General features: G+C 45.6%; 18 protein-coding genes and 1 riboswitch. Of the genes, 3 read left to right on the top strand and 15 right to left on the bottom strand.

Annotated features, from left to right (window positions below; genetic code table 11):
• Positions 1-31: 31 nt before the first annotated feature.
• From MHH60_RS07615 to MHH60_RS07545, 15 genes are all read right to left on the bottom strand, one after another.
• Positions 32-1,186: a glycosyl hydrolase family 8 gene (locus MHH60_RS07615; RefSeq protein ID WP_081388810.1), complete on the bottom strand. Its 1,155-nt coding sequence runs from the start codon at positions 1,184-1,186 to the stop codon at positions 32-34.
• 169 nt (positions 1,187-1,355) lie between these two features.
• Positions 1,356-3,401 (bottom strand): catalase, encoded by a 2,046-nt coding sequence (locus MHH60_RS07610; protein WP_076132729.1) that lies wholly within the window; start codon positions 3,399-3,401, stop codon positions 1,356-1,358.
• Positions 3,402-3,538: 137 nt separating this feature from the next.
• A complete protein-coding gene (locus MHH60_RS07605) occupies positions 3,539-4,522 on the bottom strand; it encodes a potassium channel protein (protein WP_341161126.1) in 984 nt (327 codons plus the stop codon).
• A 117-nt stretch (positions 4,523-4,639) separates the two neighbouring features.
• Positions 4,640-5,032, bottom strand: coding sequence for a DUF350 domain-containing protein (locus MHH60_RS07600; RefSeq protein WP_038573772.1), 393 nt, complete (start codon positions 5,030-5,032; stop codon positions 4,640-4,642).
• Positions 5,029-5,622 carry a hypothetical protein gene (locus MHH60_RS07595; protein ID WP_232061559.1) on the bottom strand — a complete coding sequence of 198 codons (594 nt, stop codon included), beginning with the start codon at positions 5,620-5,622 and terminating at the stop codon, positions 5,029-5,031. Before MHH60_RS07595 ends, MHH60_RS07600 begins: the two co-directional genes overlap by 4 nt.
• 69 nt (positions 5,623-5,691) lie before the next feature.
• Positions 5,692-6,894, bottom strand: coding sequence for a glutathionylspermidine synthase family protein (locus MHH60_RS07590; protein WP_076132733.1), 1,203 nt, complete (start codon positions 6,892-6,894; stop codon positions 5,692-5,694).
• Positions 6,891-7,580: a hypothetical protein gene (locus tag MHH60_RS07585; RefSeq protein ID WP_076124098.1), complete on the bottom strand. Its 690-nt coding sequence runs from the start codon at positions 7,578-7,580 to the stop codon at positions 6,891-6,893. Before MHH60_RS07585 ends, MHH60_RS07590 begins: the two co-directional genes overlap by 4 nt.
• Before the next feature lie 28 nt (positions 7,581-7,608).
• On the bottom strand, positions 7,609-7,815 hold the full coding sequence (locus tag MHH60_RS07580) for a hypothetical protein (RefSeq protein ID WP_232061479.1): 207 nt from the start codon (positions 7,813-7,815) through the stop codon (positions 7,609-7,611).
• 79 nt (positions 7,816-7,894) lie between these two features.
• Entirely contained in the window at positions 7,895-9,250 is a 1,356-nt protein-coding gene (locus MHH60_RS07575) for an MFS transporter (protein ID WP_232061480.1), read from the bottom strand.
• Between the two features lie 92 nt (positions 9,251-9,342).
• Complete coding sequence (locus MHH60_RS07570) at positions 9,343-10,377, bottom strand: CdaR family transcriptional regulator (RefSeq protein ID WP_076132735.1); 1,035 nt, start codon at positions 10,375-10,377, stop codon at positions 9,343-9,345.
• A gap of 109 nt (positions 10,378-10,486) precedes the next feature.
• The gene (locus MHH60_RS07565) at positions 10,487-11,638 is read right to left on the bottom strand and encodes a glycerate kinase family protein (protein WP_076132736.1); all 1,152 of its coding nucleotides are present in this window, start codon (positions 11,636-11,638) and stop codon (positions 10,487-10,489) included.
• A 33-nt stretch (positions 11,639-11,671) separates the two neighbouring features.
• On the bottom strand, positions 11,672-12,970 hold the full coding sequence (locus MHH60_RS07560) for a GntP family permease (protein WP_038573777.1): 1,299 nt from the start codon (positions 12,968-12,970) through the stop codon (positions 11,672-11,674).
• Between the two features lie 211 nt (positions 12,971-13,181).
• Entirely contained in the window at positions 13,182-14,501 is a 1,320-nt protein-coding gene (locus MHH60_RS07555; RefSeq protein WP_036682206.1) for a nucleobase:cation symporter-2 family protein, read from the bottom strand.
• Positions 14,495-15,109 carry a xanthine phosphoribosyltransferase gene (locus MHH60_RS07550; RefSeq protein WP_036682464.1) on the bottom strand — a complete coding sequence of 205 codons (615 nt, stop codon included), beginning with the start codon at positions 15,107-15,109 and terminating at the stop codon, positions 14,495-14,497. The genes MHH60_RS07555 and MHH60_RS07550 overlap by 7 nt, the downstream gene beginning before the upstream one ends.
• Positions 15,110-15,277: 168 nt before the next feature.
• Positions 15,278-15,381: riboswitch (purine riboswitch) on the bottom strand.
• Between the two features lie 160 nt (positions 15,382-15,541).
• Complete coding sequence (locus MHH60_RS07545) at positions 15,542-16,489, bottom strand: sugar-binding transcriptional regulator (RefSeq protein WP_076132737.1); 948 nt, start codon at positions 16,487-16,489, stop codon at positions 15,542-15,544.
• 199 nt (positions 16,490-16,688) lie between these two features.
• Here MHH60_RS07545 and MHH60_RS07540 point away from each other — a divergent pair, with 199 nt between their 5' ends.
• From MHH60_RS07540 to MHH60_RS07530, 3 genes are all read left to right on the top strand, one after another.
• Complete coding sequence (locus tag MHH60_RS07540) at positions 16,689-17,657, top strand: Gfo/Idh/MocA family protein (protein ID WP_076132738.1); 969 nt, start codon at positions 16,689-16,691, stop codon at positions 17,655-17,657.
• Between the two features lie 130 nt (positions 17,658-17,787).
• Positions 17,788-18,330 carry a hypothetical protein gene (locus tag MHH60_RS07535; protein ID WP_081388811.1) on the top strand — a complete coding sequence of 181 codons (543 nt, stop codon included), beginning with the start codon at positions 17,788-17,790 and terminating at the stop codon, positions 18,328-18,330.
• 211 nt (positions 18,331-18,541) lie between these two features.
• Complete coding sequence (locus MHH60_RS07530; protein ID WP_076132741.1) at positions 18,542-19,750, top strand: MFS transporter; 1,209 nt, start codon at positions 18,542-18,544, stop codon at positions 19,748-19,750.
• Positions 19,751-19,761 lie beyond the last annotated feature (11 nt).

Below are 19,761 nucleotides of genomic sequence, written 5' to 3'. Positions count from 1 at the left end.
GCAGATTCACCTTCGTTACTATAGGTTTAAATTAATAGACATAGGCCAATGATGCCATCAGATTGTCAAAGGAATAGGCTTGGCCACTAGCTACATCGCCGAAGCCTCCATACAGTGAGCTGCTGGCATCGGTTATTCTGAACTCGTTCATTCTTTTAATGCTTTTGCGATAGAGTGCATCGTCTCCGATCTCGGCACCAATCATAGCCGTAATGGCGTAAATGGCTGTTGAGCGAATATCGTTAAGCGGCTTTCCCTCACGCGAATATTGTCCATATAATTTGCCAGCATCGACCTGCTGCTTGATAAAATCAATGCTGGAGGATTTCTGCAGGTCTACCTCTGCCAAAGCCAGAATGGACAGTAGCGATTCTACGGTATTGATATTCTCCGAACTATAGGTTCCACTCTCATAATTAAACCTTGTTTCATAGAAGGGAAACTCATCTGATAAATACCCATCTTTCAGTATAACGCTCATATTATTCAACAAAAAGTCACGAGATTCTCCAGAAACCGACAATTTTCGCATTGTACCTAAATCAATATAACATAAAGTAACGAATGTGTTGGTTTTTTTGTAATTTTCATCATAGAAGTCATACATATATCCATTTTTTACATTATGGTTATAAAACCTCTCACCATACTTAGCCGCTTCTTCTGAATAGTGTTTATCTCTAAACGTATCCCCAGCTTCATAAAGCGCACGAATGATACGTAAGTCATCAACGGCAGCATTCACAGGATATAATTTCTGATGTTTAGGGCTATATCGGTAGCTAAAACCGCCCTTCATATCAAAGGTTTGCTTAGCCAGCGCCCATTCTTCTGCAAATCGCTCATTCTCACCACTCCGTACGGCTGCCAGCATCCTCAGAGAGGCAGATTCACTTAGTATCTCATGGCCGCTTGCTGCTTCCCCGGATTGCTCTGTTTCAATTAAATTCGTATAAACACCGGACGAGCCGGTAAGCTTCATAACAATAAATTGCTCTAAAGCATCCCACTCCTGTGAATGGTCCCCCACATCATTATTAGCCGAACCCGTAGAATTCGGTGGCTCTGTTGTATGAACATTCGCGGAGGGCGAGGATGTTGATGCCGGTGTTGCTGTTTGCTCGCATGCTGTTAATGCTGTAAAACCTGTAAGTACCACTACAACAACAGCTATCTCTTTCCTCAAAAAATCACCTCCCTAAGGATCTGCTTATATTGCCTAGTATTATCTATAAAGGTAATATACATCACATACTTAATCCAAATGTTAAATTTATGAAACTATTAGATGAAAAAAAGAGGGATCCACACGCCTTCTGACGAGCGGATCCCCCTTTTTCTGTCATCTACTTACTTCATTCCATACGTTCCCAAAAACGATGGGCAGTAATGGCCGCAACGAAGCTAGCCGCAAAAACTTCCCCACCATCGCCTATTACGACGCCCGGACTGCTTCTATGTTCATCTGTTGCAAGCAGCTCAGCAAGTATTGTGGTCATCGCGATAGGTTTAAAATGTGCATAGGCTTGGTTGAGGAATAACGCTGCATCTTTATGGAATTTCTTGCGTTCCGCATTTCCACCAGCCGCATAAATCGCATCGAAGAGCACCGAATCTGTAGTGGACAAGGTATGGATGATTTCAAGCTCTGTGCCGTTTGAGCCTTTAATAAATCCAAGCTTATCACTGATTAGCTCCGGTTGAATCCCAGCTCCCATAAGCGTGTCCAATACAGGCATTACCGCAGCCTCATCAAAACCATCTCCGATAATCACGCCTACTTTACGCGTGTTGGGATGTTTTTTCGTATTAGCCTGACTTAGGGCAGGGGAAGCTTGAGTGACCTCGGAACCGCCAACTTCTGGAGCTGCTACTCCAATGGCTTCTGCCACAGGTACAGCAAGCTCGGAGGTAATGTTAGCGAGCATATTTACGACCTGCTGTCGGACCGACTTACTCTTAACCTTTCCAAGCTCAAAAGAATAAGCTTCGATAATATGCAATTGTTCCGGAGGGCTCATACTATTCCAGAATAACTTGGCTTGTGAAAAATGATCCTCAAAGCTTTTACTCCGGCTCCGTACCTTACGGCCTTCAACCTTTTCTTGATAATGCACATAACCGCCTTCAGCCTCTGGGACAGCTCTCGGCGTATTTTGGGCCAGCGAATTATTATGATAACTCACACTGCCCTGATTAATCGTCTGCCGCCCATATCCGTCACGCTGGTTGTTATGAAAAGGACACACCGGTCTATTAATCGGCAATTCATGAAAGTTAGGACCCCCAAGCCGAATCAGCTGGGTATCCGTATAAGAGAATAGTCTGCCCTGAAGCAGCGGGTCATTGGTGAAATCAATACCTGGCACTACATGTCCAGGGTGGAAAGCCACCTGCTCCGTTTCGGCAAAAACATTATCCACGTTGCGGTTCAAGGTCATTTTCCCAACGATCTGCACGGGCACGTCTTCCTCTGGCCATAGCTTTGTAGGGTCCAGCACATCGAAATCAAACTTGAATTCGTCTTCTTCACTAAGAAGCTGAATGCCCAGCTCGTATTCCGGAAAATTGCCGGCTTCAATCGATTCCCATAAATCACGGCGGTGAAAGTCAGGGTCCGCTCCTGATATTTTCTGTGCTTCGTCCCACACCAAAGAGTGTACACCAAGCACTGGTTTCCAATGGAATTTAACAAAATGCGCTTTCCCCTGTTCATTGATCAGACGGAAGGTGTGCACTCCAAACCCTTCCATCATCCGGAAGCTTCGCGGAATGGCGCGGTCAGACATCAGCCACATCGCCATATGGGCCGATTCCTGGTTATTGGCGATGAAATCCCAGAAGGTATCATGGGCTGATGCCGCCTGAGGCATTTCATTATGCGGCTCCGGCTTAAGCGCATGCACTAGATCAGGGAATTTAATCGCATCCTGTATAAAAAAGACCGGCATATTATTGCCTACCAAATCATAGTTGCCTTCTTCGGTATAAAATTTGGTCGAGAAGCCCCGGGCATCCCGCACAGTTTCGGCTGACCCCCGTGATCCTGCTACCGTTGAGAACCGGACAAACACCGGGGTCTTCACGGACGGATCTTGAAGGAATTTCGCCTTCGTATATTCTTTCAACGATTTATATACTTCAAACTCCCCGTGGGCGGCAAAACCGCGTGCATGCACGATCCGCTCAGGAATCCGCTCGTGATCGAAATGGGTCATTTTTTCCCGAAAATGAAAATCCTCCAGCAAGGTTGGCCCCCGGTCACCGGCTTTTAGGGAGAACTCATCCTCGGATACTTTCAATCCCTGATTGGTTGTTAAAGCGTGACCTTCGTCCTTACTGCGAAACTGTTCCAGTTGCTCATTTTTGCTATTTCCGTTCACTTTTTGCTGTTCACTCATTAACAATGGCTCCTTCCGAAAGGTAGAGTAACGATAATATTCATCTCTTACCCTTAAGGAAGGAACTGCAAACAAAAAGAAGCGGAATTCCGAGAAGCCATTCTCCCGAAAATCCGCTTTACGCGCTTATCTCTGACCTAACCTTTAATTCTCCGGTACGTCTCTTCATCCGAAACAATATATAATCTAGCCTCTTTAGGAATAGGCTGGTCCAGCTTGCGATTGATGCTAAGGTCACTACGATCCGAGAGTAAAGTTGCACCTTGAAGGAGCAATTCCTGAAACGCCTGCCCATAGGTCTTCCATGCACTATTCACTGGAATCTCATAAATATCATCCCCATACTGGCGGCTCAGCAGCTGCGTAATCACCTCTGAATTCCCCTCTTGCAGAGCGGATCGAACAGCCAATCTAGAAATGGCATCATGCGACAGAACGAATTCATTGACCTGAACATGCCTGAAATTCTGTATATTCTTCTCCTGCATAATTTCTACGGTAGTATGTACTTGTGGCGCTATGCGCTCAATGCTGGAGGCGATAAGCAGAGACTTCCCGTCAATTAGCGAAGCTTCATCAATCCGTGTGTCTCCGAACACAATGGCTGCCCTGGCTTCGTGTATGTTAGCTTTTAGGAGAATCTCATCACTGGAAGCATCACCGCTTACAAAGTGGACCTGTTCCATATGCTCCAGCGGATGCCGTCCTATCTCATCAATGATGACGATATGACATTTAGGTGAATAGCATAATACCTCATCTACCGCAGCTTGCGCTTTCTTACTCCAATTGATTAATATCACATGATCCTTTCCCCGGAAGCTCAATGTTCCTGCTCCTCTCCTTCTCTGCACCTCTGCAATAGAATCAATGACCTTGCCAATAACCAAGCTGAGAAGACCAATCCCAAAAACATATAGAAACATGGTGAATAGCTTACCAACTACCGTCTCGGCAAAATAATCCCCATATCCAACGGTGGCCATCGTTGTCATGACCCAATAGAAGGCATTAAACCAGTTGTGGAATGTACTCGGTTCAAGCAGGTAAGCTATCGATGCGCTAAGAATTATAAAAATCAAAATAATCAGACCGATCGACCGTTTGCGTAAACGCATCATCCTGGTGGATATTCTCAGAAAAAAATGCATTTGCCATCCCTTCCTCACATTAATAAAGCTGCCTCTCGAGGTTATTACTGAGGGCAGCCTTATCCATGTCCATCTGCGATTTTTGAACTAAACAATCAAACTGCTGACTGCAAATGCTGTGCCGATAAACACCAAGCAGAGCATAGTGCCTACTGCCACATTGCCTTTTTCCAGATGTTCTGAAATTTTAAAGCTTGGGGTCGCCAATTCAAAAATCCAATAAGCAGCGATTAGACACACATAACCGACAGCAAACCAAATGATCATATGCAGAATAGAGGTATTTGTATACGCCGCTACTCCAATGATAATTGCTGTAGCGAGAAATTTGCCGCCAAGCGCTAGAGCTACAGCCACATTCCCTTTTTTCAGCTCTTCCATATCCTTGAACGGGGTCATCAAGCCAAAGATAACCATACCCAACAATTGCAGAAGAATAATCACAAATATACTGACTATTAAATTAACAACAATCGTCACTTTGCCCACCCCCGAAATTTCGCATATGCCGAGTCATAATCGGCGAAATCATGTACTTCCTCAAGGACTACGGAAGCGGTCTTTTCTTTCTCTAATGCTGCATAACGCTCATCGTCTATCGGCTGCTTGATCCGGTTGCCGGAAGGCAGCTCAAGGACGGCAAAGTTTCTTGTCTTCTCATTATATTTTGTCTTGTATACTCCTACAAGATCAACATCCGTAGTTACCGATACCTTAAGGTTGGTAAGATCCTCGACCGCTGTTTTTTCATCGGGGTACGATTTAATGGTCGTCCAGGAAGATAGGCGGACTTCATTGCGTTGGTCGGCATCTGTGATCAGCTCAGCGTCCATGAACTGCAATGTCCATATTTTATCGCCAGTAGCATAATTCTCATCATTCGGCAGCAGCTCATTATCCGGCAACACCGTCATATCGCTGCCAATTAGATCACCTACAGTACTCTCCACAACCCGGTAATCCCAAGGTACCCGTGCAACACTGTCAGAAGTTTCGGCAGTGCCTGAATCAAACACACTCCCTTGATTACTGGAACATGCACTAAGCAGCAATACCGTTAGAAGCATCATACATAAAGCCCCGATCCGGGCCTTTACTAATCTAGTAGACGACTTGTTTATAGCCTTACTTTTATCCAACTATCTCACTCCCAACGCGATAAAATGACTGGCATTGCCCGTAATCAGTCCGCCAGCCCGGCCGAGCAGCCCACACGGCTTCCCATTAATGACGAACATGCCTGTCAGTAGGTGGAATTCACCTTCGGCGGTGTATATTCGGGCTAGTTCAGCTCTTTTTTGATATACAGAGGGAAAAAGCTGACTGCTATCATAACCCTCTTCGTCCTCAATTTCTAGAGTTCCACTATCGTCAAAGAGACGTACAGAACCGCCTTCGCGGCCAAATACAGATTTGGACACAAAGCTGCCAGAGAACACAGGCTTATTATAAGTCGGCAAAATATAACGTGAGATCGCCTCACGCTCTTCATTGTCAAATAATAAGCCAAGCTCATACATTCCCCACACAGCTGCAATTAATCCCTTAGACTGCAACAGGATACTGTGTGGTCCATTAAAAAGTTGAAGATTCCCCTGCTCAACAGCATAGGCAAGTGCATCTCCACCCTCATCGACGGCCATCCACTCTTTAGGATATAGGGCGAACATCCGCTTTATCACCCGGTCCTCCCCGTCCTTCAGAATGCCCTCATCGACCCACAGGTCGAGACAATCCACACACTGAATAGTAAGCCCGCTATGTCTGGCCAAGGCTTCAATCGTACCCGAATCTTCAAGATGAGACCCATAAGCAACGCAAGCTGCGGTATCTGGACGTTCTATCTGCCATGCTGCGGCAAGTTGTTCCTTCATCGCATGATTTGGACTAGTCACACCCGCCTGTTCACAGATCCAAGGTGTTGCTATGGAAGCCTCCACATAACCTGTAGGTGTATCGGCATTCAGTTCCAGAAGCTTGATGGTTCCATCATTAGCTATCGCAAAATCAAACCTTGCATACCGACTGATTAGACCTTCTTCTGGAATAGGGAACCCATCAAGAATCTCCCAAAGAACAGGAGGAATGCCCAGCAGCTCATACAAATCGCGTTTTAGATGTATATACCGAACCGCTTTATCGAGGATAGCCCACAGCTTTGTGGAGGCTTCCTCAAGCTCTTGGTAAATGTCACTGCGCATCACAGCTATTGCATCCATCCAGTACTCTTCTTCCTCTAGATCTGCCCAAGTGAACCCAAGCTCATGCAGCGCTTGTACCCGTGGGCCCCGCTCCAGATCAGACAAATCTAGAATCTCAAACACGCTCTGCTGATCACTCATCCGCCGAAACCACTCTTACTGGAGCCAGATCTCGATGAAGACTTCGAGCCTGAGCTTGATTTAGAGTTCTTCGAAGAGTTTAAGCCACTGGAAGTGCCACCGATTCCGTTCTTTGAAGAGGAACCTCTTCTCGTGATGGAACCCGTGGATGAGGTTGAGGTTTTAGGTTTCACTACAGAACCGGGCACCTTTTTATTCTGGAACTTTTCACTGCTATAAGTTGGTGGTTTATATGTGGTTCTCGTGCCTCCATAATAGGTAGGACGGTCCTTAGCCCATCCTCTGGAGGAGTAATTGGCACCACTGTTAAATAACATGTGATACAGAAGCAAATCCGTCCAGCCAAAACCTGAATGATAACCGCCATAGTTATTCACTACCGTTGTTCCGTTTGAAGTTACTACGCCTTGGCCTTGCTCCTCTACCTCTTTCGTACCTTCTTCGGGGTAGGGAATATTCCAATCCACATTTTTATCAAAATAAGCTTTAACCTCTTCATTAGACCAAGAGACTAGCTGTGGTTCGCCCGCAGAAGTATTCGCGCTAGCCCCCGCTCCGCCAGGAATAAACATAGCATTCGCTAATAAGGCTATGCCTAGCGATGTTGATAATACACGGATGGGTTTGCCATCAGCGGTAAATAATTTTGATGCAGGCAATTCCTTATCCCTTTCTTCTTTAGCCATCGTAAGGTTCTCCTTCCCTGATGATCTTCTATCCCTCTGTGTGCATCGGAACAAGCAAAAGCTCCAGCTTGCCCTCATCCACATTCAGTCGTCCTTCAACCGCTTCATATTCCTTACTGCCCACCACTATATAATTGACATGTTCAAGTGCAGTTATCATATTCATGCTCCACGTACGCTCTTCAATCACTCGTAGATCACCTTCTGGCATTTTTTCGATTAAAACTACACTCATCCCGTTATCCATTATTACCATTCCTTCCTTATATCTGCTATAGCATCTGATACGTTTTTATCACCTTTTCGTTTCAGTTCTAAGCTTGTATAGATTGCCCAGTATTACTTTTGGAATAAGAACGACTATATAAAAGGAGAACTCCTAACGAACACAAGCTGACAAGGAGCAACAGTCCGTATACATGCTCATATGCTTTTGCCGGCGCAAGATCACGCTGAGTATGCAGCAACAGCCCACAGACCGCAACAGATACAGAACCTCCAAAGAACTGAATCAGTTGTAAAAGCCCCATACCTGAACCAATCCAAGTTCGCGGAAGAACCCGAGAAGCTTCATTATTTAAGGATGCCATTGTCGCCGAGAAGGCCGGAGAGAAGCAAAGATAACCAAGCAGAAGAACTACAGGAGATACAGAAAGGTTCAGCGCAAATGCAGCCATAACAGCGGCAAGAATACAATGCCCTATGATTAAGAAGCGCAAGTTGCCATACCGGTCAATAAAACGTCCAACAAAACGGGTAAGAAATGCGGATAATAACGCACCTGGTGCGATAAACAAACCAATCATCAACGCCGATTTACCAAATAGATTAGCGAGCACAAGCGGCATCAGGAACAAATTCCCCAAGTTCAGCACTAGAATGCAAAAGCCTATGGTAACTAGCTTCAAGTATCCCGGCATTTTTAGCAGCTGCGGGTTAATAAAGGATTCCTTCGCCTTTTTCAAATACCAAGCGTGCACGATAATAGACACTACGCCCACTGCCAACCATACCAGAGATTGGGTGGTTACGGCTACCAGCAGACTTGCCGCATTTATAACGGTCAGCGCCGCCCCAATAATGTCAAAGCTTGCAGGCTGCGGCTGTTCCTTAGGTAATAACCGCAGTAGTACTGGCAATACAACAAGCACAAGGCAAGTAATTCCGAATAACCCGTTCCAGCCAAAATACTGACTGATGACACCACCAAAAATCGGGCCCAAACCAAAGGCCATGGCACTCCCTGCGGAGATCATGGCGATAGCTGCACCACGTCTTTCAATAGGCACATAACGGCTAGCCAGTACGAGACCCAATCCAGCCATCGCACCCGCGCCAGCAGATTGTACTATTCTCGTTATCAATAATGTATTAAAGTCATGCGCAAATAATCCAAACACTGAGGCCAACCCGAGAGTAATTAAGCCAACGGTCAAAAGTCTCCGAATCGGCACCACGTCTGATAAGCGGCTATAAATAACCGTCGATAAAGCATATCCAATCGAATAGCTCGAAATTACCCATGAACCTAGATCAGCAGAAATTTGGAGATCCTGAATAATGGTTGGAAGCGATACATTAAACATCGTTGTGTTCATCACTACGATAAAAAGGCACATGGTCCATAATGGCATGACTACTTTATCATTCATTACTACTTTCTCATTCATTCCTATCCATCCCTGTCCTAATTTATCTATACAAGCTTATCTAAGTTTATGCCTATAAAATCAGGATGGCAATTGGAATAGGGGGATATAGACTACTTCCGCCACATCAATCCGCACAACAATTCAAACAACTCCATGTAGTTGCGTGGATTTTTGCCCGTCAATGTATGAATGCGATTAAGCCGGTAGTTCAGTGTATTTCGGTGAATATTCAGCTTCTGTACAGTACGATTATGGTCCCCATTCTCAGCAATAAATACTTGCAGCGTTTCAATCAGGCCTGTCTTATCGCCCGACTGATCCAGCAGAGCATAAATCGTTCCAGGCCGTTCCGCCCCGTCATAGGAGAGATGAATTAAGAATTTTAGTTCCTCATAAGTGTACAGTTTCTTGAGCGGGTCGACTCTACTGCCAACACTAATCGCCGACTGGGCCTGTTCAAGTGAATATGCAGCTAACTCCTCTGCTTCGCCAGAACCTATTCGCCCCACATTCGCACATGAATTTAGTTTTCCTATAAGCTCTTTATAAAGAAAAACATCCGTTATGAAAAAAACCGCCTTATCATTCTCCAAATTCCAGTAATGTGGATAAGACCTAAATACATTTTTGAATTCTTTTCCGTTCACATCGCCTTCCACAAGGATGGCCCAGCATTTTTTCTTAAGATCAAGCCCATAGCTGCCCGCCCGTTCCAGAAACTCAAGATCATATGCTTCTTTACGATAAGACAATTCATGATAAAATTTCACACGTTTTACTCGCTCATCCTGTTCCAGCTTGTTCCTTGCTTCCTGCTCAATAAGTAATATAGTAGTGACTCTGACCAGCTTACTAAACGGCCTAACCTCATCCGGATGTCCCGTAATACCTACCACACCCAAAACTTTATGATCTATAATAATGGGTTCATTCACCCCCGGCTTCATGCCGCTGCCATCCTCGTACACTTCAAAGACATGACCACTTTGAATGGCTATTCTCGCTCCCTCATGTAAGGTTCCGACCCGTTTCAGATCTCCGCTCCCCACAATAAACCCGCTCTCATCCATAACATTAATGTTATAAGGAACTACGCTCATCATTTCTTGTGCTATTTGTCCTGCGAGTGATTTCGATATCTTCATGTCTGTACCTCCTGTTCCCTTATATTCTACTCAGAAAGCTTCTACCTTAAAAAAGAAAAAAGGGGCTGACTCCGTTCAGTCAGCCCCTCTATCACTTTGTATAATTCATTCAGCTTCCTTGGTTCAGCATGACTAACCTAGCCACATTCTCAGCCGTTCTTTCCAGATTCTCTTGCCCTTTATTCAAGGCATCCTCTAATGAAGCTGCACCTGGCATGATGCCAAAAATAGCATCGATCCCTTTATCATACAGCACTTCCGTCTGATCGCCGATCCGTCCCGCAAAGGCCAGCACAGGTTTATTATATTTCTTAGCGACCTCAGCAACGCCAAGCGGGGTCTTGCCATATTGGGTCTGGAAATCGATGCTTCCTTCCCCGGTCCATACCATGTCTGCCTGCTGCACTTTTTCTTCAAGTCCAGTATAGTCGATCACAAGCTCAATGCCTTTTTTTAATATTCCGTTTAAGAACACTACCAGTCCTGCCCCAAGGCCACCCGCTGCACCAGCACCAGGCATATCTATAATATCGAAACCCAGTTGCTCTTTGATGACACTCGCATAATGATGCAGATTGCTGTCCAGCTGTTTGATCATATCCGACGTAGCCCCTTTTTGCGGACCAAATACATTGGAAGCTCCGGTCGGACCACATAATGGATTCGTAACGTCGCAGGCCACTTCAACCTGTACATCCTTCAGGCGAGGGTCAAATCCACTCAGATCAATACGGGCTAATCTGCCAAGCTCACCACCACCAAACAACAGCTCATTGCCTTCGGCATCCAGCAGCCTGCCGCCTAATGCCTGCACCATCCCGGCGCCTCCGTCATTGGTGGCACTGCCACCGATACCGATCAGCAGCTTGCTGACACCACGATCCAGACATGCTTTGATTAATTGTCCTGTCCCGTAGGTGGTTGTAATCAACGGGTTACGTGTCTCAGGGGATACCAGCTGAATACCACTCGCACTAGCCATTTCCAGCACCCCTGTCAGCCCGTCTCCTGTGATTCCGTAGGATGCGCTAACTTCATTGCCCAGTGGCCCTTTAACTTTTGTTATATATACTGTACCTTCCGTTGCATCGACCAAGGACTGCATCGTTCCTTCGCCGCCATCTGCCATGGGTACATGAATACAAGTAATATTAGAATTTACTTTATGAATGCCTTTTTCCATGGCTTCACAAGCTTCTTTGGCTGTCATGCTTTCCTTGAAAGAATCCGGTGCCAATACGATGACAAAGTCTTTATTCATAGAATATCCGTCCCTTCTAGTTGCAAATATAAATTATAGGATGAAGCCGTATAATATAGTGGCGACGATAGCCATCGTCAGACCCACGAGACTTTCATAAGGAATCAGTGACATCCGGTCCTTAATGTTCATCTTAACGGAATCTGCGGTCACGTGGAAGAAGTTACCGTGTGGCAGATGGTCAATAACTGTAGCCCCGGTGTGTACCATAATTGCTGCATTTAGCGGCGCTGTGCCCATCGAAAGAATAGCGGGACCAAATGATCCGGCAGCCACGATAGAAGCCGTAGAGGTTGATGCTGTAGCAGCCGCCATCAGGATCCCTGCAATTGGAGCAAGGAACGTTCCGGAAATCCCCATAGCTGTTATTGCATCTACAACAGTAGCACTCAAATCCGATTTCGAGATAATACCAGCGATAGCACCAGCACCAATCAGGATAATGGCTGTACCTGTCATTTTATTTAACCCTGAGGTTGTAAAAGAAATGATGTTTTTCGTTTGTTTCATAGCAATCAATCCAATAATGCCGGCAAGAGGCAAGATGATCATAGAATCGACTTTAAATGATTTCAGCAATTCAATATTTAGAATATTTCCGATTGGGTTAATGGCTAGAAGTAAAATAGCGACAACTGGAGCGACGATGGCACGGCCAAAGCTAGGTTTAACTTTAGTACTGTCTTCCTCTTTAGTTACAACGTCGCCCTCTGCAATTTTCACACCTTTGTTGACCAGCAGATTAGCAATAATAACAGTGACAATCAGACCCGCAACGGCTGGGATGAATCCATGAATCATGACCTGAGCCAAATCTACATCAAAGCCTTTAGCTACGGCAATGGTGTTCGGGTTCGGTGAAATAATGTTACCGGCTTTACCGCCACCGACCAGTGCGAGCAGCAAAGCGGTTTTGGAAATGCCGATCTTCTTACCTACGGACAAAGCGATTGGAGCGACAATAATGATAGCAACTGTGATGAATACGCCCACTGCTGTAATTATCATAGTAGCCAGCGCTATAGATAATAACGCTTTCTTTTCGCCAAGCTTATCTACTATGGTCTCGGCCATTCGTTCGGCTGCCCCTGATTCAATCAATACCCCGGCCAGCACACCAGCTGCGAGAACACGTACAACTGCACCCATAACACTATTCGTTCCGTCGATGATATATTGTACTGTCTCTGCAATGGATGCCCCGCCTAATATCCCTCCGGCAATCGCGCCTAAAAAGAGTGCGTAGACCGGGTTAACCTTTTTGAAAATCAATACGACGGCCAGAATCAATCCCGCAATCGCGCCCATCCAGTTAATTACTGTGCCTTCCATCTCTAGTTGCCCCCTAGTATAAGAATTTGACACTATACAGTGTGTAATTTGATAACGCTTTCTAAACTGAGTATACTGCGCTTACAAACCCAATAATATTGACGGGACAACCTATTTTTTTGTGCATATGCACAAGCTATGAGCATGAGAAAAAGACCAAGCTTAGGTATCAGCACACCAGAGCTTGGTCTTTTAACATGAATTAGACGTACTAAGAAACTTGGGTTTCTTTCGTTAGAACAGGGGCAGCAGGATCTTCTGCCAGAACATTATCCTTTGTCTTCGAGAGGAAGATATTCAGTACAATCGCTGTAAGGGAACCGGATACGATACCGTTTTGCAGCAGCATCCGAGCGAATTCAGGCAATTGATCGAACATCGCAGGTACAGTTGCTGAACCCAATCCAACAGCGATACTACAAGCGGCAATCAGCAGATTACCATCCTTACGCAAATCTACCTCTGACAGAATCGACATCCCGGAAACAGCAACCGATCCGAACATCACGATCATCGCTCCACCCAGTACGGCATTGGGAATAACCGTTGTCAGAGCCGCCAATTTAGGCAGTAATCCAAGCACAACCATAATCCCGCCGGCTGCAAAAATAACATTCCGGGTTTTGACCCGGGTCAGCGAGACCAGACCTACATTTTGCGAAAATGCTGTGTACGGAAATGCATTAAAGATCCCGCCCAGCATAATCGCCAAACCTTCCGAACGCAGCCCGTTTACGATCTGCTTTTGTTCCACTTTCTGATCCGTTACTTTACCAATCGCAAAGTAAACACCTGTGGACTCAACCATACTAACAATATTAACAATGATCATAGTGAAAATAGCCGTAAGATTGAACTGAGGCCATCCGAAGTAGAAAGGCTGAGCAACACTTACCCAAGAGGCTTCACCTACTGTAGAGAAACTGACAATGCCCATTCCATAAGCAATAATTGTACCCACTAAAAGACCTATCAAGACAGAGACCGAGCGAAGAAATCCTGTAGTAAAACGGTTAACCGCTAAAATGACCAGCAGTGTGATCAGTGCAAGCAACAAATTGCGGGGATTCCCAAAATCAGCGCTGCCTTCTCCGCCAGCTACGCTATTCATAGCTACAGGAATAAGAGATAACCCAATAATGGTCACGACTGAGCCCGTTACTATCGTTGGGAAAAACCTCAGCAGCTTCCCGTAAAGGGGGGCCGCCAGTACCACGAATAAACCAGATAAAATAATTGCTCCGTACACCGTCGCCAAATTGTTGGCACTGCCGATAGCGATAATCGGCCCTACTGCCGTAAAGGTACATCCAAGAATAACCGGCAGCCTGCTGCCAAAATACTTAGTGCCCATAATCTGCAGCAAAGTAGCTAACCCGCAAGTAAACAAATCAGCTGCGATAAGATAGGCCATTTGGGTGGCATTCAGGTTCAGCGCGTTCCCTACGATCAGCGGAACAACAACTGCTCCGGCATACATCGCCAGTACATGCTGAAATCCTAACGCAAATACTTTTTTCTTGCTTAACATCTCGCACTCTCCTTGATTGGCTCTTTTGAACTTTCATTATCAATGAAGTGAATTTCCCCTGGTGACATAGATGTGATCCGGGCTAAAGCATGGACTTCTATCCCTCTATCCTCGAGTAGACTCCGGCCTTCTTGGAAGCATTTTTCAATCACACAACCAACGCCAAGGAGCTCAGCGCCAGCCTCTTGCACGATATCAACCAGTCCAACAAGAGCAGCACCAGTAGCCAAAAAGTCATCTACAATAAGCACCTTATCGCTTGGTCCGATATATTTTTGCGAGACACTAACCATATAATCCTCTTTGCGTGTAAAAGAATGTACCGGCGCGGAATAGACCGCTTCTGATAAGGTCACTGCTTTCTTTTTCTTCGCATATACAAACGGTACGCCTAAGGCGATGGCCGTAGCCATGGCGAATTGAATGCCACTCGCTTCAATAGTGATGATCTTAGTGATAGGCAAATGTCCAAACAACCGCTTGAACTCCTGTCCAATTTGTAAGGCAAGCTCCGTATCCACCTGATGATTCAGAAATGAATCTACCTTTAGTACCGTATCTGATAAAATAAGACCCTCTTGTCTGATGCGCTCTTGAAGTACCTTCATAGTAAACTTGATCTCTCCTTCTGAATTAAAAACAAAAAAAGGACAAATCCCTTGAGCCGTTTCTCTCAAGTGAATTTGTCCTTCTGGGTTTTTGTCCCTTAGTGGTGTAACACTGCATAGTGTCCGCATCGCTCGGTCCAGTCCTTCCATAGTCAGGAAGCGGAACCCTAGATGCGCTATTTCACTCATAGTCGGATAATTACAGTGGTTATCCGGTAGAAACTTATGGGCCATATTCCCAAGATTATATGAGTTGATAAGCAAATATAAAGATAATGTATAATGTGAAACTTATATTTTTATAAATGTTCGATATGAATACCTTGTATATCTTACACGCTCTGTCTGGTGCTTACAAGCAAAATTTTAAGCAATTTGCATGCCATTTTCAGGTTATTTTCACGAAATTCAATTGTTTACATTTAGTAGTTGCTACTCCAATATCTTCTGCGCTGTTTCTTGGGTCGTTACAAGCACATTCATATAACCCCCATTTAGCGCACCAAGGATCCCTGTAGCCTTCTCAAGTGATTCCGCTACACCAATGGAAAACCGTGCTTGCTTGATCTGCTCCAGGTCAATAGTCAGCGTTCGATCCGATATTCCGGTATGCACAGGAATCCCGTTGCCATCGTAGAATCGTGAACAGATATCACCAGCGACCTTTCCATTCTCCAGCTCAGCAATCACTGCATCACCATAAAATCCGCGCCACGCCTCTTCCCCCTTCATTTCCGGCGATCCGATACCGAACACAGCGATATCCAGATGGTCCCACGCCTTGGCAATGGACTGATAATACTGCGAATTCATCAGTTGATCTCTAGTTTCCTTTTGCTCCGTGATCGCTGGAACATCAATCATTAACGAGCGCGCACCCCATTTTAGAGCAGCTTGATAACAGATGTTATTTACATGGTACCCGCTCTCCATCTTTCCTGATGGGCCGCCAACCGTAGGTACACAGGTTACAAAAGGTCTCTGGGCTTGTGTTAGGCTTTCTACGACGGCAGCTAAGCTGCTTCCCCAAGAAAATCCAATCGTATCTTTCGGCTGAAGCACTTGCTCGAGCCATCTCGCACAGGCTTGTCCTATAGCTTTGCGTTTTATCGTGCTGGACTGTGCAGAATCTACCTCCACAACAATGGCTTCCTGTAGCCCGAACCGTTCCTTCAGCTCCTGCTCCAATGTAAAATGATCGCCAATATCGTAATTAATAGTTATTGTAACGATCCCTTCTTCACGTACCCTCTTTAGCATCCTGCTGATGGTGGTACGATATATGCCAAGTTCGCCGGAGATTTCACTCTGCGTTAAATTCTGTTCATAATACATTTGTGCTATTTTAATAAGCAGCTTCTTATCTTCTTTTCGATCCATGTTACAACGCCCCCGCTGTATTCGACAGTTTGACGGATTTAGAACCCCCCGCTATACTGTAGACGATTGTTTTGCACATTTATTATTATATTGCACAAATGTGCTTAATATCAAAACTTTTATGAAGATGAATGGTTCAGATGGAATTAAGGTTAACACTAAATAAAAACAAACAATTCAAACAAATGAGGTGCTGGAAATGACCCCTTTAAAGTGGGCAATTGTTGGTCCAGGAAGTATAGCTGCTGAATTTGCGGCTGCGCTGAATGAAACGGAAGGAACGTTGTATGCGGTTGGGTCGCGGAGCTTGGAGAAAGCACAACACTTCGCTACTCAATATGGAGCCACGAAAGCTTATGGCAGTTACAGTGAAATGCTGCAAGATCCCGCAATTGATGTAGTATACATCTCTACGCCACATAGCAATCATTATGAATACATCATTGAAAGCTTACAGAATAACAAACATGTTCTCTGCGAAAAAGCAATCACGGTGAACAGCAAACAACTTCAAGAGGTCACCCGACTTGCCGCTGAAAAGGACCTGGTTGTGGCCGAAGCTATGACCATTTACCATATGCCACTGTATAAAAAACTGCGGCAGCTCATTGATGATGGCATCATCGGGCGCCTCAAAATGGTGCAGGTCTCCTTTGGCAGCCATAAAGAATATGATGTGAACAACCGTTTCTTCAGCAAAGATCTGGCGGGCGGAGCCCTGCTGGATATTGGGACGTATGCGTTGTCCTTCACAAGATTCTTCCTGTCCAAACAGCCCCATGAGATTCTTACTACGGTAAAACGATTCGAGACAGGAGTGGATGAGCAATCCGGCATTATTCTTAACAATGCTGCAGATGAAATGGCGGTGGTCTCCCTTACAATGCGCTCCAAAATGCCTAAACGGGGTGTGGTTGCAGGAGAACTCGGATTTATTACCGTAGACAATTTCCCGCGGGCCAGCAAAGCCACCATTCAGTATTTGGATGGCACAGTAGAGACGATTGAAGCTGGAGATACAGCTAGGGCTTTGCAATACGAGATTGAAGATATGCAGCGGTATATTGCAGATAAAAACCATAAAGAGACCCTCAACCTCTCCTTGGATGTCATGGACATTATGAGCAATGTCCGGGAGCAATGGGGGATCAAATATAGCTTTGAATAAATAAACCCGTTTAGTAGGCAGCTAACTTAGGCAAATGATTGTTTTTCGAGATAGACCGCCCGTATTCATCACTTATTCCCCCCATCTGCATTAATGTTAATGAAGTCAAAGTATGGGAGAGTGAATATGGGTGGCCTATAAAAGAGACCGGATCGTGGTCATTATTCAAAAAGGAAAACGGCGCATAATTACAAGGACCCCACTCCACGGAGTGGACAGATTAGTCTTTGTCATCAACAATCAATATACGAACGCCCCCAACACTACACAAATTGCAAGTGGAGCAGGACGCAGCAGCGCAAGCGGCAATAATGCCGCCATTGCTTCTCCCTATACACGCCAACAACAAAGTGTCGGCGCAGGCGGTGATGCGACTAACCTAGGCAGTGGGGGCAACAAACGCGGCAAAGCTAAGCCCCTCTTATTATATCCGTATCGCAAAGAAGTTGTGGTCGTTATCAATACCCAGACGGTTAAACTGCCTAAACGGAGTCAGAATGCCTCCGCAACTCAGGTAGCAAGCGGAGGCGGAACGTTCAGCACCGGTGGAACAAACTCCGCTATTGAAAGCCCAGGAACAAGACAGCAGCAGGCAGTTGGTGGAGGATCAGGTGGGCACGCCACTAACAAAGGCACAACTAAACGGTGCCACCTCAAACAACGGTCCCGTTAACCCTATTGGGACTATATAACAAGCATAGCAAAAAGCATGGGCAATCCTGACGAGATCAGGGTGCCCATGCTTTTTTGTGGTTTGGCGAGTTGCTCTATAGGTACTTTTTAGTACCTATAGCACTTTAAAGTACGTACTATACTTAATGGACAGATCTCTTCATAATAGCACTTACCGGCCCGGTGATTAACACAGCGTAGGAGTGAAAAAAATGTCCTTAGATAAAAAAAGAAGCACCTTGGCGCTCTTAGCTCTAGCCATTAGTGCCTTTGCGATTGGTACCACTGAGTTTATCAGTGTGGGGCTGCTGCCTCTAATCGCCACGGATCTGCATATACCGGTAACCACAGCCGGGTTGACCGTTACTTTATACGCTTTAGGAGTAACTTTTGGCGCACCCATCTTAACGTCGCTAACCACGTCGATATCGCGCAAAACCTTACTGCTAAGCATTATGATCGTCTTTATTATCGGCAATAGTCTTGCGGCGGCTGCGGACGGGATTACATTGCTGTTAATCGCGAGAGTAATTTCCGCACTGGCCCATGGCTTGTTCATGTCGATTGCTTCGACCATTGCCGCCGACCTCGTGCCTGAGGATCGTAAGGCCAGTGCCATTGCCATCATGTTCACAGGACTTACAGTAGCTACTGTTACTGGCGTTCCGCTAGGTACATTCCTTGGCCAACAACTCGGCTGGCGTACTGCATTTATTGCTATTATTGCCATCGGGCTTATAGCACTCATCGGCAATCTGATCCTTGTTCCTTCATCCGGGCTGCGCAAAGGTACCCACACACCCCTTCGTGAGCAAGTTAAGCTGGTCACCAATGGGCGTTTACTGCTTGCCTTCGCGATTACAGCTTTGGGCTATGGGGGCACATTTGTAGTCTTTACTTATTTATCGCCCCTTCTGCATGAGATCAGCGGCTTCAAAGAGAATACAGTCGCCGTCATCTTGCTTGTCTACGGCATTGCGATTGCCATCGGGAACGTGATTGGAGGTAAAGCCGCCAACCGCAAACCAATGAATGCTCTATTCTATATGTTTGCAGTCCAAGCTGTCGTCTTATTTGTCTTAGCTTTTACCGCACCTTACAAGGTTGCCGCACTGATTACGATCTTCTTTATGGGACTGTTAGCTTTCATGAACGTGCCCGGCTTGCAAGTACATGTTGTTACGCTTGCAGATCGATATGCGCCAAGTGCACGAGATGTAGCTTCTGCATTAAATATTGCTGCTTTTAACGCTGGTATTGCCATTGGAGCGTACCTTGGCGGCATCGTCACAGATCATATGGGACTGATTCATACCACTTGGGTAGGTGCAATCATGGTTCTGTCCGCAGTATTACTGACGGCATGGAGCCGTGCTCTGGAGAAGAAAGATGAGGCTCCTCTCCAGACTAAAGCTGCTTAAACAGCAGTCCA

Origin of the sequence: Paenibacillus sp. FSL H7-0716 (assembly GCF_038002705.1) — a bacterium.
Classification (GTDB): Bacteria; Bacillota; Bacilli; order Paenibacillales; family Paenibacillaceae; genus Paenibacillus_AQ; species Paenibacillus_AQ odorifer.
This window is presented reverse-complemented; position numbering and strand designations above follow the sequence as displayed.